The following is a 23,230-nucleotide window of genomic DNA, read 5'->3' on the forward strand; positions in this document are numbered from 1 at the left end:
GGCGGTCCCCTTCCCTGTGTGAAGCTTCGATGCTCAGTTGGCCGGGCGCACGGCCCGTCCCGCGGCCGCGATCACCAGCTTCTCCGGGAGTAGCTTGACGGCCACCCGGGCAACAAAGGAGTTGAGCCGGCCATCCACAACGCTCGGCTTGTTCCCGCGGATCGCGGACATGGCGGTCTCCACAACCTGCTCAGGGGTCCGCATGGATCCAGCGGCTGCAGCCTCTCCGGCGATTTCAAAGAAGGGCGTGTCCGTGGCCCCCGGGCAAACGGCGAGGACTTTCACGCCTGTGCCTTGTGTCTCTGCCCACAGCGCCTGGGTGAACGAGAGCACGAAGGCCTTTGTCGCACCGTAGACGGCCATATGGGGTATCGGCTGGAACGCGGCCGTACTTGCGATGTTGATAATAGCCCCGGCACCACGCTCAACCATTCCGGGCAGGTAACGCGTAGAGGTGCCGACCAAGGTGGAGCAGTTCAACTGGATCTGTTCGACGTAGCGGTCAGCGTCTGCATGGAGAACTCGTCCGTGTGTTCCGAATCCCGCATTGTTGACCAGGATGTCCACTTTGAGCCCCAGCGCCTCTGTGGCGAGGTGGAGTTCCTTTCCTGAATCCGGCAGGCTCAAGTCCATTGCCAGGACAGTCACTTCGGTGCCGTGCTCGCGGAGTTCACCCGCAAGCGCGTCAAGTTTGTCCTGGCTGCGGGCAACCAGGATCAAACGTGCGCCCTCGGCAGACAGCCTTCGGGCGAAGACCGAACCAATGCCGGTGGACGCTCCAGTGATGAGGGCTGTTTTTGCTGAGATGTTCATTTCTACTCCTAATAAACTGACTGTGCGGTTTGTTTTTTGGCCAAGTGTCGAACTCTTCGGCCCGTGGGTTGCTGCGTTACTGGCTGGAGATGAACTGCTGTTCTAGAAGTTGCAACAGGAGCGTCGCGCGTCGTTCGAAGGCATCGAGATCTTTGGGGTCAAGGGCGTCGGTGACCGACTTCAACCCATCGAATGCGGCCACAACAACGGTAGCCGCATCGCCGGGGTCCCCTGGAAACGTCAAGACGCCGCTAGCGCGGCCCCGTTGAAGGATGTTGGCCACGAGGTCCACCCACGCAGCGAGGGGGGAGGTGCCTCCGGGGTGCTCTTTCGTGGAGGCCAGTTGATTGGCCAAGTGCACCACTCCCCACGCGGAGGAGTCGCTCAGGACTGTTCTGACCATGAACTCCCCGAGATGGCGCAACTCCTCCAAGGGATTGTTCTTGCTGAGAATTTCCTCTTGCACACGACGCAGCCAACGTGCCTTTTGCTCGTCGACGACGGCCTGGGCCAACGTTGCTTTCGACGAGAAGTGGAAGTAAATGGCGCCCTTCGTGAGCCCGACTTCACGGATGATATCGTCCATCCGGGTCTGCTCGAAACCCTTACGCGCAAAAACGTCCGCGGCAACCCGAAGGATCTCATTCCGGGTGGCCGCGCCCTTGGGCGTACTGCCTGTGTCGCCAAACTCCATATTGTCAAAGCTACAAACCGACCAGTAGGTATGTCAATTCGGGCAGTTCACCTGCTTCGATAATCGGGCGGGCACGGCTTGCCGATAAGATTTGGTCGTTTAATGGGGGCGCAGAGCAGCGTTGGCTGGTCTGGCAGATCCTGGGAGGAGTGGGGGGACCCAATGCGCGATGAAGCGCTCTTCGAGGCTTCCGTCAAGCGGGAGCTCGTTCATAAGCGCTCGGTTTCGGAAGTCTTCTTGACGGACTTTGTTCAATCAAGTTCCAGGCGGTTCATTGCGGGCGCGCAATGGCCGCGATGGCACGTTTTTTATGGCTCGCCGGACGGTTCGCCGGATTCGGCCCTCATGGCTGAGACGTTGAGGCAGGCCGTAATCTTCTTGTCCCATTTGTGCGGGGTGCCCTTGACCTACAAGTTCCTCATGCCGTACATGAGCATCTCGGTAGAACCGGCGATCTTGGATCCCCTGGTACCCGCCCAGGTTGCTGTCGAACTTGACGTCAAGGATATGAAGCTCAGTGGAGGGCAGTTGTCGGCCCTGACTGTGTCTGCGCGGTTCGTTGTTGACGGCGCTCCCGTAGGGGAAGGGGCGGCGGCTGCACGCATTGTGAATCCGGCGAGCTATGAGCGATTTCGCGGGGCGGTCCCTGCTGGGTTGGCCGCCGATGCCGAAGACTTACTGGCGTGTGAAGACGTCGGGCATGCCACCCAGCGGAACGTGATGCTCGGGCAAAGTTCGCGCCCGTTCGTCTGGCCGCTGAGGGTTGATCCAACGCACCCCATTTTCTTTGACCACCCCCTTGACCACGTACCGGGAATGCTATTGGTCGAGGCTGCGCGGCAGGCCGTGCGCGCAGCGTGTTCCCGACCGGATGCCGACTTTGCCCTGTTTGAGGCGGATTTCATGAAGTTGGTCGAGTTCAGCTATCCCGTGGATGTTGCTGTGACGCAACTCGAATCAAAAGGCGCCCATGATGTGATGAGGGTCCGATTGCTGCACGAGGAAGAGACCGTGATGTCCTTGTTGGCCCGGGTCAAAACGCCGCGTTGATTCAGGGAGCCCCTGGGTCTTGCGGGTGAATCGGCACAATGGCCGGCATCATGAAACGCCACATGTCGTCAATCCGTTTGAGAACGTCGCGTCGTTCGGTCAGCACGTTGGATACCATCTGGACGCCTGTGAAAGACGCAACCAAATACCGTGCGAAGTCTGCCGCATCAACGTCGGGCCGCACGTCACCCTCGAGTTGGGCTTGGCGCGTCAGCATCTCCATGGTCGTGACCCAGTCCTGGTAGGGACCTTTGACGTCTCCATTGAACGCCGAAGCTTCAAATGTCAGCCGGATTCCAGCCCTGACGATTGGCTCGTCAAGCAGCTGTTGCCCGAATGTCCGGCACATGGCGATCATAGTCTCCAGCGCCGGCAGTCCGGCGGCGGCGATCTTCTCCCCGGCGACACGCACAATGTTGTGCTGTTCGGCGATGACTGCCAGCGCCAGGTCTTCCTTCGACTTGAAATGGAAATAGAGCGCGCCTTTAGTGACCGAAGCGCGGTCAGTGACGTCGCTGAGGCTTGCATTCCCGTAGCCGACCTCTTCAAAGATCGACGCTGCACCCTGGATGACTGCCGTTCGGGTGGCTTTGGCACGTTGTTGCATGATCCGCGTGGAGACCTCTCCGGTTTCTGCGTCCGGGATACTTGAGTACATGAAACTGACGGACCCTGAGGATCGGTGAAGGCCATGCCAACATATGTTGACCATGTGCCCCGGGTCCTGGTCCTGGGTTCGTCAGGCTTCATTGGAAGTCGGGTTGTAGCCTCACTCGCCGGATCCGGAGAGGCGCACGTTGTGGCACTTTCACGAAAACCGGTTGCAAGACTACGAAACAATAACGCTACCATTGCGACCGCCGACATTTCCGTACCGGGGAGCCTGATCCCCTTCTTGTCCGATACGGATGTTGTCATCCACGCCGCATCATATGTGGGCTCCGACGCTCGACTTGCCCATGCGATCAACGAGGCCGGCACGGGCAACGTCATTGAGCAGTGCCGGCAGTCCGGAGTTGCCCGGCTGATTTATGTCAGTACTTGCAGTGTTTACGGAAGCGGCCCTCACCGCGGCCTGCTTGAATCCGCAGCCGGCTATCACCCGGCCTCGGTGGCCAGCGCCACCCGTGCGGGCGCCGAACAGCTGATACTCAGCTACGGAGGCGAGGTTATTCGTCCCAACCTCGTGTTCGGCGCCGGAGACCGCTGGTTTGTCCCGGGCCTGCGCAAAATGATGAAAGTGGCTGGTGGGTGGCCAGGTGATGGTTCGGCGCTGCTTTCGCTCATCAGTGTGGAGGCGCTCGGAAGTCTGGTCTCCGGGCTTGCCTTGGCGCCGCGACTATCCGGACAAGCTTTCCATGCCGCATATCCGGAACCTGTTCGGGTCTCATTCCTCTTGCAGAGCGTTGCCCAGGTGTTCGGAGTGGAGTATCCGAAGTTCCTGGGAGATGACGAACGTGCCGGCTCGGCCTTGCGCGCTGCAGGATTCAGCGGCCATCAGATTGACTTGGTGACGAAGGATCACTGGTATTCCTCGGAAGGTCTTTGGCGGATCTCCGGGCGGGAACCGGAGACGTTCAACAGTGCCCTTGGTGAATTTTCTTCCGCCTACCAGGTTCCGCGGGAGTCCGCCCGGTCATAAACCGGTTGAACGGTTTGTTTAATGGCCGATCAGTCTCTACACTTCAGTGCAGTGGCTCGTTGTGTTTTGCAGCAACAAGTTAAGGGGCAGTAATGGGGGGAGGTGCGGCCGAGCAATCGACCGCACCTCATCTGTCCTGTTGCCAGCGGTGTTCGATTTCCTATCTCACATCGTTGTGGTTTAGTATTGACGAGTTGCTCCGGCGGGGATCGAAGTCCCTGCGAGCAAAGTTCGGGGCTGTGGCGCAGCTGGTAGCGCACCTGCATGGCATGCAGGGGGTCAGGGGTTCGAGTCCCCTCAGCTCCACTCTGGAGGTCTTATTCGAAACATGGGCGTGTTCCGTGTTTCGGTAAGCCCCGGGTTTTTGATATTGAAAGGACCACTCGTTCGGGTGGTCCTTTCGTATTCTCCGGCGTCGGCAATCAGGTCTGGGAGCGCTGGACAGACGGAAACCCGAAACTTTTAAATAGTTCGTCCGTAAAACGCAGTGGCCCGGAACCTTTTGGTTCCGGGCCACTGCTCGTTTTTGCCGGGGTTCCATCGGTTGGCGGCCGGATCTGGAAAACAAGAGTACTCAAGTGCGATGCAGGTACGGCGGCCGACGTTTCGGGTGTCTTCGATTGAAAATGATAGGTGGGGGTTACTCGTGTGGGGGAAGCCGATTTTTCATAGCCTGAAGTTCCTTCGGTTGGCAATTTCCGACGTCGAGCCAGCCAGACCAAGAACTTGTGGAAGAAGCGGGTGTCGATGTGCCCTGCAACACGGTTGTGACAATAGTGCGCTGCCAATTTGTCTCGAAAAGTGTGGCAACAATTGCCCCTAGATGTAGCGGGCAGGCTCTCCATGCGAAGACGGTGCGGCCGTGAGCCCCTCGGAAGAAGCTGCAACGGGTGACCTTGGGTTCGGGCTTCGTGCATCTTTCGTCAAAGATCCATTGTTCGACCGTTCCCGGCGCGACGGTAAACGTTATGCCAGCGCCGTGTCCGGTGTGTTTTGGGCTCGCCGCTACTATCGTCTTTTGTGGCTCGTTGACGCCATAGTCGTCTTTTCCGTTGCTGCTTTCGCGCAGGTGGCCCGATTCGGATTCGAAAATGCCTTTGTTATTGTTGGCGGCTTTCGTGTGGGGTATTTTCCGATTTCGCTTGCGATCGCCGGCGCTTGGATGGTCGCGTTGGGTGTCTATCGCAGCAGGGACAAGCAAGTCGTTGGAATCGGCCCGGACGAGTACAAACGCGTCTTTAGCGCCACCATAGTCCTCCTCGGGCTGCTCAACATGGCGTGCGTTGTCTTCGAGATAGAGATTGCGCGCGGCTACGTTGCGCTCGTGTTTCCGTTGGGGTGCCTGGGACTGATGACGTCCCGTTGGACGTTGAGGCGGTGGTTGACGCGCCAGCGGGTTCATGGGCATTACCTCTCCAGAGTCGTGGTCCTGGGCGCCCCTGAAGAAGTTCGTTATGTCATCAACCAGATTGAGAAGAAGTCCGGACCGATTTACAAAGTGGTTGGCGTTGCGCTTCAGGGTCCGCAGCAGCCGCCAAGCCTAATGGTCAATGGAAAGGCCGTGCCCGTCGTCGCCGACATCTATTCGGTCGTACACGCGGTCGCGGCGACAGACGCCGATGCAGTCATCATTGCCGGGCAGGTTGAAGGCGGCAGTACTTACATCCAGGAACTCGGCTGGCAGTTGGAGGAAAGTTCAACGGAGCTGATCCTGACGACCGGACTGACAAATGTGGCCGGCCCCAGGATTCATTCGCGTCCTGTGGAGGGGCTGCCGCTCATGCACGTCGAGCTCCCGCAATATGCCGGTGCCAAACATGCGATGAAACGGGTGCTCGACATTATTCTCTCGGCCGCCGCCTTGGTGGTGTTGTTGCCCGTTTTTGCGGTGCTCGCCGTTCTGATCCGGCGGGACAGCCCGGGGCCCGTAATTTTCCGGCAGGAGCGCATCGGGCGAAGAGGACAAACCTTCGTGATGTTCAAATTCCGTTCCATGGTGGAGACCGCGGAGCAGGACCTGGCCGAGTTGCTCGAGCAGAATGAGGGGGCCGGATTGCTATTCAAGATGGAACACGACCCTCGGGTAACCCGGGTCGGTAGGTGGATGAGGCATTATTCCCTCGATGAGCTCCCGCAGTTCTTGAATGTGTTTCTCGGGGACATGAGTCTCGTTGGTCCCAGGCCGCCCCTTCAGCGGGAGGTCGATGGCTACGAGAGGCACGTCCACCGTCGGCTCTATATCAAGCCCGGACTGACCGGAATGTGGCAAATCAACGGCCGCTCGGAGCTTAACTGGCAGGACAGCGTCCGGCTGGATCTGTATTACGTCGAAAACTGGTCGATCGTTGGAGACATCATCATTCTCTGGCGGACGGCGCGGGCGATGATCCGGCCAGTGGGCGCATACTAGGCCGCACCCACAGGCGGTGGGACCTTTGAACAACTTGAGGATCAGAGCTGGATCGAGTTCCTGCTGAGTGGTCATTCCGGCCCGGACGAGTGGCGGATGAAGTCAATTCAAGTGACAGGTACTCGCGCTCCACGGGGCGGACGTCCATAGGCTGAAGCCAATGTTCGATCCGGCTTTCGGTCTCGGTCTCAACTGGAGGGGACGCTCTAACCATGAAATACGTGGATGCGGGGGAACCATGAGAATCATGAGACCGCGTAGCGCCCGGAACACAGCTCAAGTGACCGTCGTCGTACCTTGCTATAACTATGCACAATATTTGCCGGCCGTCACCTCGTCAGTATTGTCCCAGGCCGGCGTCGATGCACAGGTGATAGTCGTTGACGACGCGTCGACCGATAACTCGGCCCAAGTGGCCAGTGATCTGGCGCTACGCGATCCTCGGATTACTGTGGTGGTCCACGAACGAAACATGGGTCACATAGCCACGTATAACGACGGTTTGTCGAGGGTGGTCACCGAGTACGTCGCTCTCCTTTCGGCAGACGACTTGCTGGCCCCGGGAGCCCTGTCCCGTGCCACTGGCTTGATGTCCGCCAACCCGCGGGTGGGGATGGTCTACGGGAGGCCGCTGGAATTCTCCGATGAGCATCAGTTGCCCCGCGCCGACGGCTCAAGGTGGCAGTCGTGGACCGTTTGGGCGGGTCACGAATGGATCAATTGGGCCTGCTGGCGGGGGAGGTGCTTCATCTTGTCCCCTGAGGTGGTCATGCGCACCGAGGTCTTGCAACACGTGGGCTTTTACAATGGATTGCTGCCCCATTCCGGGGATTTGGAATACTGGCTCCGTACGGCGGCCCATTGGGATGTTGGCAGGATCAACGGGCCGATCCAGGCGTTCTACCGGGTCCATGGCGCCAATATGCATTTGATCTCGTTTGCCACCATGGTGGTGGACCTGCGGCATCGGCTCGAGGCTTTCCGGGTGCTGCTGACGTCGGAGGTCTTGCGCGGGTTACCCCAAGCGGACAGACTGCTGGACCGGGCCCAGCGCGCTTTGCGTCGTGAGGCGCTTATTCTCGCGGCTCGCACACTCGACTCAGGTGGTTCGGCCACGGACGCTTCGGCCCTGCAAGATTTCGCGTTGCGAGTCTGGCCGGGACAACCGGCGTCGTTCCGGATCCGTGGAGTCCGTTGGCGTTTGGTACGGGCCGATGAGGGCAAACCGCCGCTCCCCTGGCAGCGAACCGTCGAAATTTTCCGCACCCAGGTGGACCGCGTGCGTTGGCGTGCGTGGCGGCTGGTGGGGATTTCATGAGCGCTCGCGGAGAAGGGACCGGCACGCTGGCTACCAGGCTGCGCAGAGGCACGCTCTGGGGTGCCCTCAATGTTGGCCTATCACGCGTCCTTCAATTCATCACCACACTTGTGGTCGCCCGTCTTGTCGCGCCGGAGCATTTCGGCGCCTTGGCAGTGGCGCTCGTCGTGCAGGTAATTGCCGTGAACATCGCCGAGCTTGGCGCCACGGCTGCCCTCGGCCGCGGTGACCGTGATCCGGATGAGATCGCTCCGACTGTTTTTACCATTTCGCTGGTCACGAGCGTCCTGCTGACTGCGCTCGTGATCCTGCTGGCACCCTTGCTTGCTGCCGCACTGGGGGATTCCGGCGCAACCCCGGTCGTTCAGGTCATGGGGCTGACGGTGTTGCTCTCTGGAATGACATCCGTTCCTACTGCCCTGATATGGCGCGACTTCCTGCAGAAGCGCAGGATCCTGGTTGACGTATTGAACACTGTCGTTGCCCTGGTCCTGGTCGTTCCCATGGCGCTGTGGGGCTGGGGTGCGATGGCTTTGGCGCTCTCACGGGTGGGAGGGCAACTGACCGCGACCATCGGTTACTGGATCATCAGCCCGAAGCGTTACTTGCCAGGTTTCAATATCGTGGAAGCCAGGGGGATTTTCCGCCTCGGGCTTCCACTGGCCATGGCCAATCTGGTCGTTTTTGTCACCCTGAATCTCGACTACATGATCATCGGCCGGGAGCTGGGACCAGTGCAGCTTGGGTTGTATTTGCTGGCCTTCAACTTGGCGAGTATGCCAAGCAGCGTGATTACCGCCGTTATCCGAACCGTTGCCGTGCCGACTTTCGGCAGGCTGAATGCGAACGGAACTCTCGGCGCGGCGGCGTTGAACGTCACGGCCGGAATTGCCTACATCGGCTTCCCGGTCTCGGCCCTCCTGGCAGGGCTCGGCGCACCCCTTATCGTCACCTTCTACGGCGACAAATGGAATGGAGCAGCCGTCGCGATGGTCAGTTTGGGAATCTTTGGAGCCGCGAGGATCCTCTCAGAGATGTTCGCTGATCTCTGTGTGGGTGCCGGCAAGACCGTTGGCCTGTTCTGGGTCCAGGTCATTTGGCTCCTTGCCCTTGTTCCGGCAATGCTCATCGGCGTGCGCCTATGGGGCATTGCAGGTGCCGGGTTCGCCCACGTCGTCGTGACGTGGTTTGTCGTTATTCCCGTTTATCTCGTGCTGGTTGCAAAATCCACCGGTGCAAGAATCCTGTCCCTCTTGAGTACTTGCTTTCCGGCTGCAGCTGCGGCCGCTGTTTGCGGCGTCCTGGCGTGGCTGGTAGCCGCCCAGATCCCGTTTGCTCTTCTCGCGGTTCTGGCCGGAGCGTTCGCTGGCCTCGTCGTCTATGCCCTTGTCACCTTTCGCTGGGCGCAGGCGTTGCTCCGTGGCATCAAACAAGCATCGGCAGGCGAGGCCACCCTCAGTAATCGCGTATTGGCCGGCACTGATCGCACAGGGAACAGGAGTTGACCGTGCTCTTTCGCATTGATGCAACCCAGTTGATCTCGCACCTCAGGAATGAAGGGTGGTCTAGTTTCGGCCGGCGTGGAAGCCAACGGTTCTTTCAAGCTTTGGGTGAACGGCTCTCCTGGGCAGAGTTCGATTTTCCATTGCGCCAAGAAGACATCGCGGACTCCGGCAATCTGCGCTTGCCGGCGCCGCGGCAGATCCTGAAGGACCAACTGCACATCGGCTGGGTATGCACGCCACCGGCCGCCGGATCCGGCGGGCACACGACGCTCTTTCGGATGGTCCAAGGCCTGGAGGAGCGGGGCCATCGCTGTACCTTGTTCCTCTACGACCGGTATGCGGACGATGTGGCGCGACACGAAGAAGTCATCCGCCGCAACTGGCCCGGGATGCGGGCAGAGGTTCGAAGTGCCACCCGAGGCATGGAAGACGTGGACGGGGTTGTTGCGAGCTCATGGGCAACCGCGCACGTCGTTGCATCCCGCGTGATCAGTAAGGCCCACCGTTTTTACTTCATTCAGGACTATGAGCCCTTTTTCTACCCGCGCGGCACCTTGTATGCGTTGGCCGAGGACACCTACCGATTCGGTTTCAAGAACATCGCTCTGGGAAAGATGATCGCCGGGGTGATGGAAAACGAGGTCGGGACCTCCCCGGACGCGATTGTTCCGTTCGGCTGCGACAATGACATCTATCGGATTCTTCCAGAACGCGACGCCGCATCGCGCAGCGGGGTGGTCTTCTACGCTAAGAAAAACGTGGACCGCAGAGGCTATTTGCTCGCGAAGCTGGCGCTGGAGCGGTTCCACCAGGCCCACCCCGAACAAGAGATCCACGTTTACGGTGACAAGGTATCGGGTTGGTCCATCCCTGTCACGGACCACGGAAACTTGACTCCAACGCAGCTGAACGAGCTCTACAACCGCACCCTCGCGGGCCTGGCGATATCCTTTACGAACATTTCGTTGGTTCCGGAAGAACTGATGTCCGCGGGCAATATCCCGGTGCTCAACGAGTCCGCGTATTCCCGGGCTGTCTTGTCCACCGATGATGCCGTTTGGGGGCGTCCCACCCCGTGCGGGATGGCGGACGCACTGGCAGCGGCGGTAGAGGCCACCGACGTCGAGGCGAGGGCTGCGCGAGTGGCCGAAAGAGAGCGCCAGGACTGGGAAGAAACCAAGAAGCAGGTCGCTTCCATCATTGAGACAGCATGTGCCGAGGTTCTTACCGGGGATCGCGCCTCATGACCGCCAGCCAGGAAATGTCCGGGACAAAGAGCCCGAGGAGGGCCAAGCGGTCATCCCGGAGCCCTTTGGCGTTCCCCAAGCCTCCCACGGTCACGTTGCTTGATTTCGACCCTCAGACGTCCAAGCCTGGCCGGACCCCGCTTTTCCTGCGGGTCGTCGCATTCAGCATCTTCTTCTTTCCCTCAAGCATGGTCCTGGCGCCGGTGGGGGCCGCGGGAACGATGCCCCTGATACTCGCGCTGTTCCTCTTTGCGTTCTGGTTTTGCTCGGTGCTCTTCGGCCTGCACGACCCGTTCAAATTCCGGCATCCAGGCAGGATCGGGCTGGCCCTGCTGTTGTTGGGGACGTGCGCTTCCTACGTTGCGCTCTACTTAGGCTTGACCGGCGGCAGCACAATAGCGGCGCGGGCGGCCTCGGATCGATGGGTGATTTTGCTTGTTGCCAGCGCCGGAATCATCCTTGTCACGGCGGAGGTCGTCCGGACCATCGGCGACGTCCTGTTACTGATCCGGGCGGTACTGGCGGGGGCCTTCTTTTGCTGCATGGTGGCTGCGGTCCAGTTCATTTTCCACATCAATCCGATGGATTGGTTCCAACTGGCGATGCCTGGGTTTACCGACAACGGAGCAGGCACGACTTTTCAAGTCCGCGGCACGCTGGTCCGTGTGTCAGGCAGCACCTTTCACTCCATCGAGCTGGCCGTGGTGTCCTCCATGCTGCTTCCGCTCTCCATCTGGCGGGGCCTCTTTGATCCGGCGGGCAGAAAATGGCTGCATTGGACCGGAACGGGCCTCCTCGTGTTTGCCATTGCCGCGACGATCTCGCGGGCAGGCATTATTGGACTGCTGGTCGGGATGATTGCCTTCATTCCGTTCCTGCCGCAACTGGCCCGGCGCTGGGCATTCCTCATCGTTCCGATTGCCGCGGCCGGTCTCTTCCTCGCGGTGCCCGGCCTTATCGCTACGATCGCAGGTTCGTTCAGCACAGCCGAAAGCGACCCGTCAATTTCCACGCGCACCAACAATTATCCGCGTGTAATCGAAATGGTTGGCCAGAACCCGATAGTTGGTCTTGGCCCCGGCAACTACATACCGGATAACGCTTTGCACATTCTGGACAACCAATACCTGAATTCTGCGGTCACCCTGGGCCTGGTGGGCCTGGTCGCCATCACCGCCTACTTTGTTTTGCCAGGAGCCATTACGGTGAGCGTCGCCCGCCGCGCCCGCTCCCAGGCACTGAAATGCCTCGCGGGTGCAGTGGCGGCCGGCGGGCTGGTCGCAGCGGTGTGCTCGCTGACGTTCGATTCCTTGTCGTTCCCGGTCTTCGCACTGACCTACCCCCTTTTCATCGGGCTGGCCGGCGCCGTCTGGATAATGGTCAAACGCGAGATCGAATTGCTCGGACCCCGCAATGGGAATGGCCCACCGTTTCGGAAGACACCAGTTTCGGTACGTTCCACCCCGGAAGGAAGACGATGGATCCCTTAGCAGTACTCAAGACTCTTTGGCACTACAAGTCTGTTGCTTTGCCGGTACTTTTCATTACTCTCATTGCGTCCATCTACGTTTTCCAGTTCGCCCCCCGTTCCTACGAATCCACGATGACGTATGCCTTGATCAACCCGAGTATTCCGACCGAGGCAGACAAAATAAAGAATCCGGCGCTCAAAGATCTCAATTCAAGCAATCCCTATTTGCGTTCATCGGATCCCACGCTGGTTGTGCAGGTGCTGATCACCCGCCTCAAGGACAGTTCGACAGCTGACGAACTCACCGCAGAAGGGCTTAGCAAACAATACGATGTCACCCGGGATGCGGTTGGCGGACAGTACTCATTCCTGGTTGACATCACAGGGGTCAGTTCGACACCGGACCGCTCGATCGCTACGACGCGGCGGCTGGGCGAACTGCTTAAGGAGAATCTTCGCACTATTCAGAAGATCGACGGCGCCGACGATACCTATCTCTTTTCGTCGCTGGTCGTCGCATCCCCGGACAAGGCTACTGAGCAGTTTTCAAGCCGCCTGCGATCCCTTATTGCCGTCCTCGTGGGCGGTGCAGTCCTGATGTTCGGGGCCGTCTCCACAGCCCGCGGGGTCGGATTGGCACGCCGGCGGAAGGCCGCATTGCATGCCGCCGCGGCGTCGGACGCAGGAGGCAGGCCGGAGCGCGATTCATTGTCGTCGGACGGAGGATCCACGGCGGATGGGTGGCTGAGCCCCGAACTCGCCGCGTTCCCCACGGTCCGCGGCCGCCGTCGGGATTCGGGGGCACGCAGTCGAGAGGCCCGGGAAGTTCTTGAGGCTGAGTCCGTGGGCGAACCGTCGCGATGACGGGAACCTGCGAACCGAGAGGACAGCCGGCCTCCGCACCCCGGGGCCGCTGCCCTCGGGCCGAGGGGTTGGATATGGGCGCCCGGACGCTACAGGGCGGCCCGAAGAGTTTCAACCACGAACTTCTGCTGCGCGATTGTGATGTGCGGGTGCAGAGGCAAGGACAGAATTTCGCCCGCTGCATGTTCCGCCACCGGGAAGGCGCCTGGGCCGAGACCCAGGTGGGCGAAGGCCCCGCTCAGATGCAGGGGCGTTGGGTAGTGGATTCCCGCTCCGATTCCCGCTCCGTTCAAGAGGGCAAGGACGCGATCACGGTCTGCCACCCGGATGACGTACAGGTGCCATGCGTCGTCATTGCCTTCAGCACTGATGGGCGCGGAGGCTCCGGGAACATCATCGAGCATTTCGCTATATCTCGCCGCGGCCTCCCGGCGGGAATCATTCCAAGCTGAAAGACGCCGAAGCTTGGCATTGAGGATCACCGCCTGGATCGTGTCCAGCCGTGAATTGAAGCCAACAACGTCGTGGACGTATTTCGTCGCGCTGCCGTGCGCGGCAAGCATCCGGACGCGGCGGGCTACTTCAGGGTCGTCAGTCGTCACCGCGCCGGCATCCCCTGCGGCGCCAAGATTCTTCCCGGGGTAGAAGCTGGTCCCCGCGGCCGCCCCCAGGGATCCCGCCGGACTTCCGTGCCGGGTTGCGCCTTGGGCTTGTGCCGCGTCCTCGATGATCACCGCTCCACATGACTCCGCTAGGGCGCGCAGCTGCTCGACCGGTGCTGTCTGACCGAAAAGGTGGACCGGAACTATGGCCTGCGTTCGTTTCCCAACAGCTTCCGCCACCTGCGCGGGATCGATGAGCAAGTGGACCGGATCGACATCGACGAACACCGGGGTGGCGCCAATCCGGACCACGGCTTCCGCTGTGGCAATGAAGGTATTGACCGGCAGGACGACTTCGCAGCCGGGTCCCACTCCCGTTGCCCGCAGGGCAAGCTCCAGCGCGTCGGTGCCGTTGGCAACACCTATGCAGTGGTCCACGCCTAGCCACGCAGCGTACGCTTCTTCAAACTGCCCGACGGCGGCCCCTCCTATGAACGCCGTGGTCGCGAACACGCCCTCCAAGCCGCTGAGGACCTCGCTCTCGACCTCGGCATGCTGTGCCGCGAGGTCAACCAGGGGTATGTTCGCCGGCAGGGATGCATCCATCAGCTGTACCTTCCGTAGTGGCTTTATGCGGGTTGTTCTTGTTGGTTGTCATTGACGGGCAAGCGAATCGGAGCGGCGGGTACGCCTACCCAGGTCTCACCGGGCGGAAGGTCCTGCAGCAGTACTGCCCCCATTCCCAGGGTTGCCTCTTCGCCCACGCGAACGCCTTGGCGGACGCTGGAGTTCATGCCCAGATAGGCGGCACGCCCAACACGCACGCCGCCGCCCAGGGTCACGCCTGCGGCAACGGTCGCGAAGTCCTCCACGACGTTGTCGTGCGTCAGCGTTACCTGCGGCATGGCGACGACGTGCGTCCCCACGGTGACGTCGGCCGTCAGCACGACATTGCTCAGCAGGATACTTCCGCGGCCCACTGTGGATCCGGGCGGCACCCGCACACCCTGGTCCAGGACCGTCGCGAAGCGTTCGCCCGTGATGCCCTGATGTGCCAGGCGCTGTACTATCTGCTGCCGAGCGGTTCCGGAGCCGACACAGACCAGGAACTGGGTGTAGTTGTACAGCGCGGCGTCCGCGATGGTGCCCAGGACGGTCACCCCGCCAACGAGCCTGCCTTGGATGATGGAGGAATCATCGAGGAAGCCGACCACGCGGTACTGATCGGAGCCCCGGATGACGGCCAGTACTTCCCGGGCCAGTCCACTTGCGGCGATCAGCATCAACTCCTGCACGGTTCACCGTCCCCCGGTTACCGCGGCGCGCACGGAGTGCACAACTCTTGCCTGTTCCGACTCGGTCATCTGATGGAAAACCGGAAGGATGAGGGTATTGTCCGTGAGGCGTTCGGTGACGGGGAGCGGAGCCCCTCCTGTGTCCCGGCCTCGATAAGCTGGCTGACGATGGGCCGCCATGATTCCCCGACGGGCTGATATTTCATCTCCGGCCAGATGTTCGAGTACGCCTTCACGGTCGACGGCGGATCCGGGAAGGACCTCCAACCAGAAGGACTGGAAATTGCTGGTACCCCAGGCCGGGTCCCGCACCACGCGCATCCCCTCGACATCCGCAAACTGCTTGCTGTACTCGGAGGCAATTTCCCGGCGTCTGCGGACTACCTGCGCCAACTTGTCCAGCTGGACCAAGCCGACGGCGGCCTGCAGGTCCGTCATGCGGTAGTTGAAACCCAGCTCCAAATACTCTTCGGCGGGCGCCAGCACGGAGGCGTGCCGGGCGCTCGCGGAGACACTCATTGAGTGCTCGCGCAGCCGGCGGGCACGATCAGCCCAGTCCGGGTGCGGCGTGGTCAACATGCCCCCCTCGCCGGTGGTGAGGATTTTCCGGGGGTGGAAGGACCACGCGGTCACGTCAGCCCCCGCTCCCACCGGCAGGCCCCGATAGCTCGATCCTGCGCCGCAGGCGGCATCCTCAATGACGACAATTCCGAGCGGGTCGCACAGCAGACGGATGGAATCCAGATCAACTGGAACTCCACCCTGGTCCACGGCAATGACAGCCCTGGTACGGTCCGTCAACGCGGCACGGACCGTTTCTGCGGTGAGGTTGCCGGTGGCAAGGTCCACGTCGGCAAAGACCGGCCGCGCGCCTACATAGGTGGCGGCATTCGCGGTGGCGATGAAGGAGAACGACGGAACGACGACGTCATCGCCCGGGCCGATGGAGGCGACTACCAAGGCCAGGTGCAACGCCGTCGTGCAATTCGAGGTGGCGACCGCGAAAGGAGCATGTTGGCTGCGGGCGAAGGCCGATTCGAATTCGGAAACCCGGGGACCTTGCGCGACCCAGCCGGACTCGATCGTTGCACTGACGGCGGCTACTTCCTCTGCTCCGAACCACGGCTGCATGACATTGATGCGGGTCATGAGGAGACCCCGGCGGTTCGCGTAGCGGCGATTTCCGCTCGAAGGGGTTGCCACCACTGCACCAACTGCCGAAGCCCATCCTCGAGGGAGACTTCCGCCGCAAAGCCCAGGTCTGAGTGGGCCGCGGAGATATCCGCCAGCCTGCGGCTAACGCCGTTGACTGCCCGTTCCGGTCCATATTCCACGGCAAGGTCGGAGTCCATTGCGCGCAACAGGGACTGTGCGAGCTGCAAGAGGCTTGTCTCCGTTCCGCTGGCGACGTTGTAGACCCCCTCCGTACGGTCGCTCGCGGCCGCAAGCAGGTTGGCCCTCGCTATGTCGCCGGTGAAGACAAAGTCCATCGTCTGGCGGCCGTCCCCGAAAATCAGCGGAGGTTGGCCGTCCGCAATTCGCTCCATCCAGCGCACCAGGACTTCGGTGTAGAGCCCGTGGACATCCATGCGCGGACCGTAGACGTTGAAGTATCGCAGGATCACGTAGTCCAGTCCGTCCATTGCGCGGAAGCTGCGCAACATGCCTTCGTTGAAGGATTTGGCGGCCCCGTAGAAGGTGTCGTTGTTGTGGTGGTGATGCCGTTCATTGGTGGGGAAGCTTTCCGCCAGGCCATAGACAGAGGCGCTGGAGGCGGCAACCACCTTGTCAACCTTCTGCGCAACCGCGGCTTCGAAAACGTTGAACGTCCCGTTGACCAGGACCTCCAAGGCCAGCCGAGGCTCTTCCGCGCACTGGGTGATCCTGATGGCGGCCTGGTGGAAGACGACGTCCTTACCCCTGGTCAAATCGTGGACGAGGTCCCGGTCACGCAAATCGCCCTCCACCAAAGTGACGCGGCCGCTGATCAGCGCATCGCTCAGGTTGTCCCGGCGCCCGCGCACCAGATTGTCCAGTACGTCGATGCGGGTGACGCCGGCGTCGAGGAGTTGATCCACAATCGTGGAACCGATGGTCCCGGCACCGCCCGTGACGAGAACCTGTGCTCCGGCCAAATTGCTCATGCCGTCTCCTCAAGCTGAAGTTCGGCACCATCAACCAGAGTGGTGCGACCATCCTCGGCCAGGCTCCGCGAAGCGGCCTCGAGCACCGACAGGACGCGCAGGCCCGCCGATCCGTCGGTGCGCGAGAGCCTTTCCTCACGGATGCTGGCCGCGTACTCGCTGACCATTTGGCCGAGCGGTTCATGTTCCGGCAAGGCAGGGGACCAGGTGTCTCCCAGCCGGTACGAGATTGTCGCGGCCGTCCGGTTGGCCCCTTCGGAGGGCTGATGCTGGAGATTGACGCCTCGATCGTAAAGGCTCAGCCGCTGCTGTGGATTCAGGTCATCCCAGACCAGCGTCCGCTTGGATCCGCCAATGACCATCTGCCGGATCTTAGTTGGGCTGAGCCAGTTGACGTGGACGTGCGCCAATCCTCCGGCTGCCAGTGGGAAGCACAAATGACCTACACAGGCCCGGCCGGCACCGAGCGGGTCTGCGCCGTGCGCCGACACATGGGCGGGCTGCAGTCCTGCGGGAAGGATGAAGTCCAGAATCGAGAGGTCGTGCGGGGCGAGATCCCAGAAAACGTCGACATCAGGCTGTATCAAGCCAAGGTTGATACGGACGGAATCGATGAAAAGAATCTCGCCCAACGCCCCGTCAGCGATGAGTTCCCGGATCTTCAGAACAGCCGGCGTATAGCAGTAAGTGTGATCGGCCATCAGCACCAATCCCTTTTGCCGGGCGAGCTCCACCATCTCCTCACCTTTTTCGCGACTATCCGCAAGCGGCTTCTCGACCAGCACATGCTTCCCGGCCAGCATTGCCGCCAGCGCAATCCGGTGGTGGGTTCGTGCGGGTGTCGCAATAGCGACGGCTTCGAGGTCGGGCCAAGCCAGCAGCTCATCCAGATCCGTCACCACGGGCACGTTGCCTACTTGCTCGGAGACACTCCTAGCCCGGTCGGCATCGAGATCGCAGATGGCCGCAAGATCCCAGTCCCCGCTGATTCTGAAATTGCGGGCCAAATTCGGACCCCAGTAACCTGCCCCGATCAGCGCAACTCGCAGCTTCCTGCTTGTCATGGTGGTTGCTCCCCTTCATCCTGAGAACCGGGATCGAACGCTTACATGAATGCTCGCCTCAGCCTATTTGCGGGGTAGAAGGCCAGGCACGAGTGGCTGGTACCCGCATTCGCGACGGTCCGGTACTCACCTCCCACCCGGAAGCTCGTGTTCAGTTCGCTTAGCACTCGACTTCGGCGAGACGGCACTTCTATCGGCAGGAAAGGGTGTTTTGCGCACCTTGATCGGTGGTATCTTTTGGGACGAACTCCGTAGCTGATGGTCTCCGTTTCGGGCTGCTTGCAAGAGTGGCCTGTGAATTTTCCGATGAATCAACGGGAGCCGATGGCGATGACGAAGCACAACATTTCCCTGACCGCTCGAACGAGCGTCCTGTTGGCTGCCTTCTTGGCCCTCTCAGCCTCGGTGGCGAGCTCCACGGTGCCGACCGTTGTGCCGCTGCCGGCCGGAGTGACCGTCCGTGCTGTTGATGGGGGCCAGCAGTACTACGGAAAGTTTCCTAACGGCCTGCCGGCCTCGCCAAACTACTTTCCGGTGGGCATTTGGTTCGAAAGCGTTCTCGCTCCTACCGATGTTCCCTTGGACAGGGCAGCGGGTATTAATTTGTACGTCGAGCTAACTGCCGACTCGAATGTTCAGTACATCAGGGACGCCGGGTCATATGCGATCCCGTCCTGGACATCGCCGCTTGCCTCTGGATTCCTGCTCTCGGACGAGTCTGACATGTGGGCTGGGCCCGGCTCTGCCAGCTGGACCGGAAATTACCCTGGTGCCGGGACGGTTTGCGCTCCCGCCGAAAGCAAGTGCGGATACACGGTGCAGGGAACCCTTGTTAATAGAGCCCCGGCCAACACCATGATCTATGCGAATTACGGGAAAGGCGTGACGTTCTGGGAATCGACGGCTGAAGCGGGGCAATTTGTCAATAACTACCAGCAGGTGGTTTCCGCCGACAATTACTGGTTCACCGATCCCAACATCTGTGCTCCGACTGAAGGCGGAGTGATGCTGGCGACTCCCCGTGCCTTGACCGACTCTGAGTGTCGCAAAGCCTCAAATTACGGCTGGACCGTGGAACGCACCCGTGCCTTCGTCAGCCCGAAGGGGAACCTGCCCGTCTGGGCCTTTGTTGAGCTGGGACACCCATTCACGGAAGCTAGTGCTCCAACAATCACGGCACCGGAAATCAGGGCCGCAGTGTGGAGCAGCATCATTCATGGTGCACGCGGGATCACGTATTTCAACCATAGTTTTGGTGGGAGTTGTATCTCTCAACACGTTTTGCGGGATGCATGCGGCGCCGCGATCCGCCCGACGGTGACAGCCGTCAATCAGCAGATTGCAGAGTTGGCCCCGGTGCTTAATTCGCCGTTTGTGGATGGTGTAGCAACCACCAGTGGCGTCATCGATACCGCAGTAAAGGCCTACAACGGCAGCTTCTACATCATTGCCGGGTCCACACAGACAGGACCGCAATCTGTCGCCTTGAACCTCAAATGTGGCGGCGGAACCAGCGTAACGGTGCTCGGCGAAAACCGCTCCCTGGCTATGGTTGGCGGCTCTTTCACCGACACCTTTGCCGACAGTAACGCCGTGCATATTTATCGGGTGGAAGGCGGCAACGCCTGCGGCATCTCCGGCCAATAGCCGGCGCCGCCGGCTGCCTTTTAGCGCCGGCTGCTCTCGTCCCGTTCCCATGTAGTCGCAGCTGCGGGTCCCTTCCGAAGCCGGGCCGCGACGGCAAAGCCCGCGTAGACGGCGGCGTCGAACGCCGTGAGGGGACCGCGGATTGAACCTAGGAGTTCGCGGAGGCTTTGGCCTGTGCCGCTACCGCCCTCGGCCGGCTGGATATTGAGCAGATGCACATTGCTCCGGTAGTTTCGTCCAAGAACCGTGAGGAGGGCGCGGGCGTCCTTAGGGGTGTGGACCGTGATGGGCCGGCAGGTGACAATTTCCTTTTCGTTGGCGCCAAAGTGCCGGTCAACGAAAACATCATCGGCCTGTACCGGCGGAAACGTGCCAAACCGGGCGCGGGCCTCGCGGGTCAGGGCGAAGGCCCCCGCACCCCATAGGCCGCTCCTGGTTGACGCCATGCGGCCCCGTGCACGATAGAAGGCCTGCACGAGGCCCGTGGCACCGCCGGTGTCGTACTGCGACGCCGGCCGTGCCGCCAGGACATCGCCTTGTGCAAGACGCCTGAAAAGCTGCTCGATGGCCACCGGGTCTATCTCCACGTCCGCGTCGAGATAGAGCCGCGGCCAGGCCGTGGCCAACGCATCGCCGGTGTCCATCGCGACGGTTTTCGATGGCTCGTCGACCTCAACAACTTGGACACCACTAAACCGGCCGGCTAATTCGGCGGTGTTGTCAGTGCAACCGTTGCACACTACGAAGATCTCCACGGCGCCAGTGGCCGCCAGCGGCTTAAGGCCGCTGAGCGTGCGGTCAATGACCGCCGCTTCGTTATGCGCCGGGATGATGATCGAGCCCGCGGGGAAGTCCCTGAGTTGACCGCCGTCGTCGTGGTTTGCTTGTGGAGCGGGCACGGCATGGGGCAGTTGCTCCCAGAGTCGTCTGCTCAGGAGCGCCCGAAGCGCCGGCCGGTGGCCGCGCTGGTATGAGCGTAGTGCCTCAGAGAGCACCGCCGCACCGCGGAATGCGGCAGCGGTAGCAGGAGGGTGGTGCTTTTCCGCGTAGCGGGTCCGGTTCACCGCCATCAAGGCGGTGAGCGCCGCCGAACTGCCGGAGCCGCCCCTGCGATGCCGCATTTTGGCGGCGGGTTCAAACCAGACCTCCGACCCGGCCTCCCGGGCCCGCCGGAAGAAGTCGGTCTCTTCCAAGTAGAGGAAGAACCGCTCGTCCCAGGGCCCGAGTTCGGTCGCCAGGCCTGCGTCGATCAGCAACGCTGCGCCGGTGGCCCATTCCACTGGGTGCGCATGCTGGTAGCTGACCCGGTCATAGTCGATTTCCGAGAGCCAGGCAGGCCGGCCTGGTAGCCGACGGCCCAAGGCAGCGTCCGCCAACGCGCGCGGAAGGGTCGGTTCCCTGCGCAGGGACGGATAGATTGAGCCGTCTTCGTCCAAAAGCGCTGGAACCACAATCCCGGCCCCGGAGTGGCGCTGCCGGGCGATCATGGCCGCAACGGAGCCGCGTTCAATGACCAGATCCGGATTGGCCACCAGCAGGTACCGGACGTCGCCACAGAGGGGTTGGGCGGCGTTGATGCCACCGGAGTAGCCCAGATTGCCTCCGGTGGGGAACGATATGACGTCGTCGTACCGGGAGAGCGCGTCCAGCGTACCGTCCGAGGAGCCGTTGTCCGCGACAATCACCCGGAGCCACTGGTCGGCGGCCTCGGACCGCAGGCTTTCGATTAGCGGTTCGACGTCGTCGGCGTTGTTGTAGGTGACCACCAGGACGGCGACGTCCGCGGCTTGCCCGGCGACGGCAAAGTCCCTGTTGCCTACCGGGGGCGGCGCGAGGGTGGTCGGCGCGGGTCGCTCGGCAGGGTCGCGTCGTGCGTCGCCGGGCACTTCCTCCGGGCCGGAGCTTTTCGACCGAAGCGACGCGTAGGCCATGGGGCCGTCGACCAAGTAGCGGCGGGCGAGGCGTCGTGGTTCCAGCGCGAGGCGCCAGGCCCATTCGAGGCCGTTGGAGCTCACCCATTCCGGGGCCCGCTGGATGCGGCCAGCCAGGAAGTCGACCACTGCGCCGAAGGCCAGCAGTACCCGGGCTTCGGTAAGCGTCCCGTATTCAGCAATCCACAGCTCTTGCCTTGGTTTTCCGAGCCCGACGACGAGGATGTCCACCTTGGCTGCGGCGATGGCCGTTGCCAGGCGGGTCGAAGCCGCAGGATCGGTGAGCTCGTCGCGGCTGGGAGACCAGAAGCCTGCCACCACAAGGCCCGGCCGCTCGCGGGAGAACCTCGACTTCAGTGATTCGTGCGCGGACTCTGCCCCGCCCAAGAAGCCGACCCGGAGCTGAAGGTCCGTGGCAGCATCCAGGAGGGGGCCGATCAGGTCGCTGCCGGCCAGGCGCGGCCAACTGCGCCCGGTCAGTCGCTGCGCTTCGGACACCAGGGGGGCGCCATCGAGCAGCGTGAGCCAATCGATAACCGGGGAACCGTCCACCCTTGGGCGACCGTTTGCGAGAACGGAAGCCCACCTGCTTCCGACGCCAAAGTGGCTGATGTGGTCGAGGTTGGCCGAGGCAATCGCCAGCGGTGGCAACTCCCTGGAAGTCGCCCGCGCAGAAATTAGGCCGATGGCATCGGAGAAGCCCAGAAGGTCGACCATGGCGCCGCCGAGGAGTACCCGTCCCGATGGGGAATTTGGGGAGTTGCCTGTGTGGCGTTCAGGAACGGCGTGTTCACGAAGGCGGGTCCGGGAAACACGAGGTTGAGGAACAACGTGATCTGTGCGGCCGTGGAGCGCCGGGATGGTGCCGACCACGGCCCGGGCTCCGGCGGCTGGCGGAATCAAGAGCTTGGCGGCCATCACTTTGAGGCCTTGAGCTGTTTTCACGCGGAGTCATCCCTTCTTACCCGCTTACACGGTTCCGGCTACGGTGCTGTGAAGACGGCGTCGACCCAGTAGTTGGTGTTGTTGTAGCTGTTGGTGGGGAAGGCGGCGTTGCCGTAGTTGTAGACGCCGTTGGGTCCGTCGGTTCCGCTGGCGAGGCCGTGGAGGGGTGCGTTGTCGGCGGCGCTGCTGAAGTAGCCGCTGTTGGCGGAGTAGAAGCCGTTGGGGGCGTAGTAGGAGACGAGGTAGGTGGTGTTGGCGGCGATGGCGACGGGGCTGGCGAGGGTGGCTTGTTGCCAGCCGGTGGCGGTTTCGGCGGTGAAGGTGACGGAGGCCAGGAGTGATCCGGTGCCGGACCAGAGGTAGCCGGTGTGGGTTCCGGTGTTCTGGCTGCCTTTGTAGAAGCGGATGCCGGTGATGTTGCCGGCGATGTCGGAGCGGAACTTCATGCCCAGTTCCACGCCGCTGGGGTCGTTGACGGTGACGGTGGCGGGGTTGGAGGCGGCGCTGAACACGGTGCAGGGGCAGGCCGGTGCCGCGGCGGTGGTGAAGGTCCAGGTGTAGGGGGCGGTCATGGTTTGGCCGGCGGTG

The 23,230-nt window shown here is 61.7% G+C and carries 19 protein-coding genes and 1 tRNA gene; 10 read left to right on the forward strand and 10 right to left on the reverse strand.

Going from position 1 to position 23,230, the window contains the following annotated elements; all coding sequences use genetic code 11:
* Window positions 1–33: 33 nt before the first annotated feature.
* The gene (locus QRN59_RS23510; protein WP_284984839.1) at window positions 34–813 is read right to left on the reverse strand and encodes an SDR family NAD(P)-dependent oxidoreductase; all 780 of its coding nucleotides are present in this window, start codon (window positions 811–813) and stop codon (window positions 34–36) included.
* Window positions 814–889: 76 nt separating this feature from the next.
* Window positions 890–1,507, reverse strand: coding sequence for a TetR family transcriptional regulator (locus QRN59_RS23515; protein WP_284984840.1), 618 nt, complete (start codon window positions 1,505–1,507; stop codon window positions 890–892).
* A gap of 162 nt (window positions 1,508–1,669) precedes the next feature.
* Here QRN59_RS23515 and QRN59_RS23520 point away from each other — a divergent pair, with 162 nt between their 5' ends.
* On the forward strand, window positions 1,670–2,557 hold the full coding sequence (locus QRN59_RS23520; protein ID WP_284984841.1) for a ScbA/BarX family gamma-butyrolactone biosynthesis protein: 888 nt from the start codon (window positions 1,670–1,672) through the stop codon (window positions 2,555–2,557).
* A gap of 1 nt (window position 2,558) precedes the next feature.
* Here QRN59_RS23520 and QRN59_RS23525 read toward each other — a convergent pair whose 3' ends face one another.
* Window positions 2,559–3,215, reverse strand: a complete 657-nt coding sequence (locus QRN59_RS23525; RefSeq protein WP_284984842.1) for a ScbR family autoregulator-binding transcription factor — start codon at window positions 3,213–3,215, stop codon at window positions 2,559–2,561.
* Window positions 3,216–3,248: 33 nt separating this feature from the next.
* On the opposite strand from QRN59_RS23525, the gene QRN59_RS23530 reads away from it, so the two are divergent.
* The 8 genes from QRN59_RS23530 (at window position 3,249) to QRN59_RS23565 (ending at window position 13,014) form a co-directional block, all read left to right on the forward strand.
* The gene (locus QRN59_RS23530) at window positions 3,249–4,199 is read left to right on the forward strand and encodes an NAD-dependent epimerase/dehydratase family protein (RefSeq protein WP_284984843.1); all 951 of its coding nucleotides are present in this window, start codon (window positions 3,249–3,251) and stop codon (window positions 4,197–4,199) included.
* Between the two features lie 233 nt (window positions 4,200–4,432).
* Window positions 4,433–4,505 (forward strand) — tRNA-Ala (locus QRN59_RS23535).
* A gap of 556 nt (window positions 4,506–5,061) precedes the next feature.
* Complete coding sequence (locus QRN59_RS23540; RefSeq protein WP_284984844.1) at window positions 5,062–6,609, forward strand: sugar transferase; 1,548 nt, start codon at window positions 5,062–5,064, stop codon at window positions 6,607–6,609.
* 247 nt (window positions 6,610–6,856) lie between these two features.
* Window positions 6,857–7,927, forward strand: a complete 1,071-nt coding sequence (locus tag QRN59_RS23545) for a glycosyltransferase family 2 protein (RefSeq protein WP_284984845.1) — start codon at window positions 6,857–6,859, stop codon at window positions 7,925–7,927.
* Window positions 7,924–9,432 (forward strand): oligosaccharide flippase family protein, encoded by a 1,509-nt coding sequence (locus QRN59_RS23550; protein ID WP_284984846.1) that lies wholly within the window; start codon window positions 7,924–7,926, stop codon window positions 9,430–9,432. The genes QRN59_RS23545 and QRN59_RS23550 overlap by 4 nt, the downstream gene beginning before the upstream one ends.
* A gap of 140 nt (window positions 9,433–9,572) precedes the next feature.
* A complete protein-coding gene (locus QRN59_RS23555) occupies window positions 9,573–10,679 on the forward strand; it encodes a rhamnosyltransferase WsaF family glycosyltransferase (RefSeq protein WP_284984847.1) in 1,107 nt (368 codons plus the stop codon).
* Entirely contained in the window at window positions 10,676–12,169 is a 1,494-nt protein-coding gene (locus tag QRN59_RS23560) for an O-antigen ligase family protein (RefSeq protein WP_284984848.1), read from the forward strand. Before QRN59_RS23555 ends, QRN59_RS23560 begins: the two co-directional genes overlap by 4 nt.
* Window positions 12,157–13,014 carry a GumC domain-containing protein gene (locus QRN59_RS23565; protein WP_284984849.1) on the forward strand — a complete coding sequence of 286 codons (858 nt, stop codon included), beginning with the start codon at window positions 12,157–12,159 and terminating at the stop codon, window positions 13,012–13,014. The genes QRN59_RS23560 and QRN59_RS23565 overlap by 13 nt, the downstream gene beginning before the upstream one ends.
* Before the next feature lie 89 nt (window positions 13,015–13,103).
* Here QRN59_RS23565 and QRN59_RS23570 read toward each other — a convergent pair whose 3' ends face one another.
* The 5 genes from QRN59_RS23570 to QRN59_RS23590 are packed head-to-tail and all read right to left on the reverse strand — an operon-like array spanning window position 13,104 to window position 18,119.
* Window positions 13,104–14,222 carry a DegT/DnrJ/EryC1/StrS family aminotransferase gene (locus QRN59_RS23570; protein WP_284984850.1) on the reverse strand — a complete coding sequence of 373 codons (1,119 nt, stop codon included), beginning with the start codon at window positions 14,220–14,222 and terminating at the stop codon, window positions 13,104–13,106.
* A 23-nt stretch (window positions 14,223–14,245) separates the two neighbouring features.
* Window positions 14,246–14,911 carry an acetyltransferase gene (locus QRN59_RS23575; protein ID WP_284984851.1) on the reverse strand — a complete coding sequence of 222 codons (666 nt, stop codon included), beginning with the start codon at window positions 14,909–14,911 and terminating at the stop codon, window positions 14,246–14,248.
* 3 nt (window positions 14,912–14,914) lie between these two features.
* Window positions 14,915–16,060 carry a DegT/DnrJ/EryC1/StrS family aminotransferase gene (locus QRN59_RS23580; RefSeq protein ID WP_284984852.1) on the reverse strand — a complete coding sequence of 382 codons (1,146 nt, stop codon included), beginning with the start codon at window positions 16,058–16,060 and terminating at the stop codon, window positions 14,915–14,917.
* Window positions 16,057–17,055 carry an NAD-dependent epimerase/dehydratase family protein gene (locus QRN59_RS23585; RefSeq protein WP_284984853.1) on the reverse strand — a complete coding sequence of 333 codons (999 nt, stop codon included), beginning with the start codon at window positions 17,053–17,055 and terminating at the stop codon, window positions 16,057–16,059. The genes QRN59_RS23580 and QRN59_RS23585 overlap by 4 nt, the downstream gene beginning before the upstream one ends.
* Window positions 17,052–18,119, reverse strand: a complete 1,068-nt coding sequence (locus QRN59_RS23590) for a Gfo/Idh/MocA family protein (RefSeq protein WP_284984854.1) — start codon at window positions 18,117–18,119, stop codon at window positions 17,052–17,054. The genes QRN59_RS23585 and QRN59_RS23590 overlap by 4 nt, the downstream gene beginning before the upstream one ends.
* Window positions 18,120–18,413: 294 nt before the next feature.
* On the opposite strand from QRN59_RS23590, the gene QRN59_RS23595 reads away from it, so the two are divergent.
* Entirely contained in the window at window positions 18,414–19,766 is a 1,353-nt protein-coding gene (locus QRN59_RS23595; protein ID WP_284984855.1) for a hypothetical protein, read from the forward strand.
* A 20-nt stretch (window positions 19,767–19,786) separates the two neighbouring features.
* Here the strand turns inward: QRN59_RS23595 and QRN59_RS23600 are convergent, their stop codons facing one another.
* Complete coding sequence (locus tag QRN59_RS23600; protein WP_284984856.1) at window positions 19,787–22,642, reverse strand: WecB/TagA/CpsF family glycosyltransferase; 2,856 nt, start codon at window positions 22,640–22,642, stop codon at window positions 19,787–19,789.
* Between the two features lie 38 nt (window positions 22,643–22,680).
* On the reverse strand, window positions 22,681–23,230 hold a 550-nt coding region (locus QRN59_RS23605), incomplete at its 5' end, for a DUF4082 domain-containing protein (RefSeq protein ID WP_284984857.1).

The sequence above is a fragment of the Arthrobacter sp. efr-133-TYG-118 genome (assembly GCF_030209755.1).
Classification (GTDB): domain Bacteria; phylum Actinomycetota; class Actinomycetes; order Actinomycetales; family Micrococcaceae; genus Arthrobacter.

Excerpts from the sequence above, each read along its gene's own strand:
- QRN59_RS23525 (WP_284984842.1), bottom strand. The coding sequence starts at position 3,215 with ATGTACTCAAGTATCCCGGACGCAGAAACCGGAGAGGTCTCCACGCGG.
- QRN59_RS23560 (WP_284984848.1), top strand. The coding sequence starts at position 10,676 with ATGACCGCCAGCCAGGAAATGTCCGGGACAAAGAGCCCGAGGAGGGCC.
- QRN59_RS23550 (WP_284984846.1), top strand. The coding sequence starts at position 7,924 with ATGAGCGCTCGCGGAGAAGGGACCGGCACGCTGGCTACCAGGCTGCGC.
- QRN59_RS23545 (WP_284984845.1), top strand. The coding sequence starts at position 6,857 with ATGAGACCGCGTAGCGCCCGGAACACAGCTCAAGTGACCGTCGTCGTA.
- QRN59_RS23570 (WP_284984850.1), bottom strand. The coding sequence starts at position 14,222 with ATGGATGCATCCCTGCCGGCGAACATACCCCTGGTTGACCTCGCGGCA.
- QRN59_RS23580 (WP_284984852.1), bottom strand. The coding sequence starts at position 16,060 with ATGACCCGCATCAATGTCATGCAGCCGTGGTTCGGAGCAGAGGAAGTA.
- QRN59_RS23520 (WP_284984841.1), top strand. The coding sequence starts at position 1,670 with ATGCGCGATGAAGCGCTCTTCGAGGCTTCCGTCAAGCGGGAGCTCGTT.
- QRN59_RS23590 (WP_284984854.1), bottom strand. The coding sequence starts at position 18,119 with ATGACAAGCAGGAAGCTGCGAGTTGCGCTGATCGGGGCAGGTTACTGG.
- QRN59_RS23565 (WP_284984849.1), top strand. The coding sequence starts at position 12,157 with ATGGATCCCTTAGCAGTACTCAAGACTCTTTGGCACTACAAGTCTGTT.
- QRN59_RS23510 (WP_284984839.1), bottom strand. The coding sequence starts at position 813 with ATGAACATCTCAGCAAAAACAGCCCTCATCACTGGAGCGTCCACCGGC.
- QRN59_RS23515 (WP_284984840.1), bottom strand. The coding sequence starts at position 1,507 with ATGGAGTTTGGCGACACAGGCAGTACGCCCAAGGGCGCGGCCACCCGG.
- QRN59_RS23585 (WP_284984853.1), bottom strand. The coding sequence starts at position 17,055 with ATGAGCAATTTGGCCGGAGCACAGGTTCTCGTCACGGGCGGTGCCGGG.
- QRN59_RS23530 (WP_284984843.1), top strand. The coding sequence starts at position 3,249 with ATGCCAACATATGTTGACCATGTGCCCCGGGTCCTGGTCCTGGGTTCG.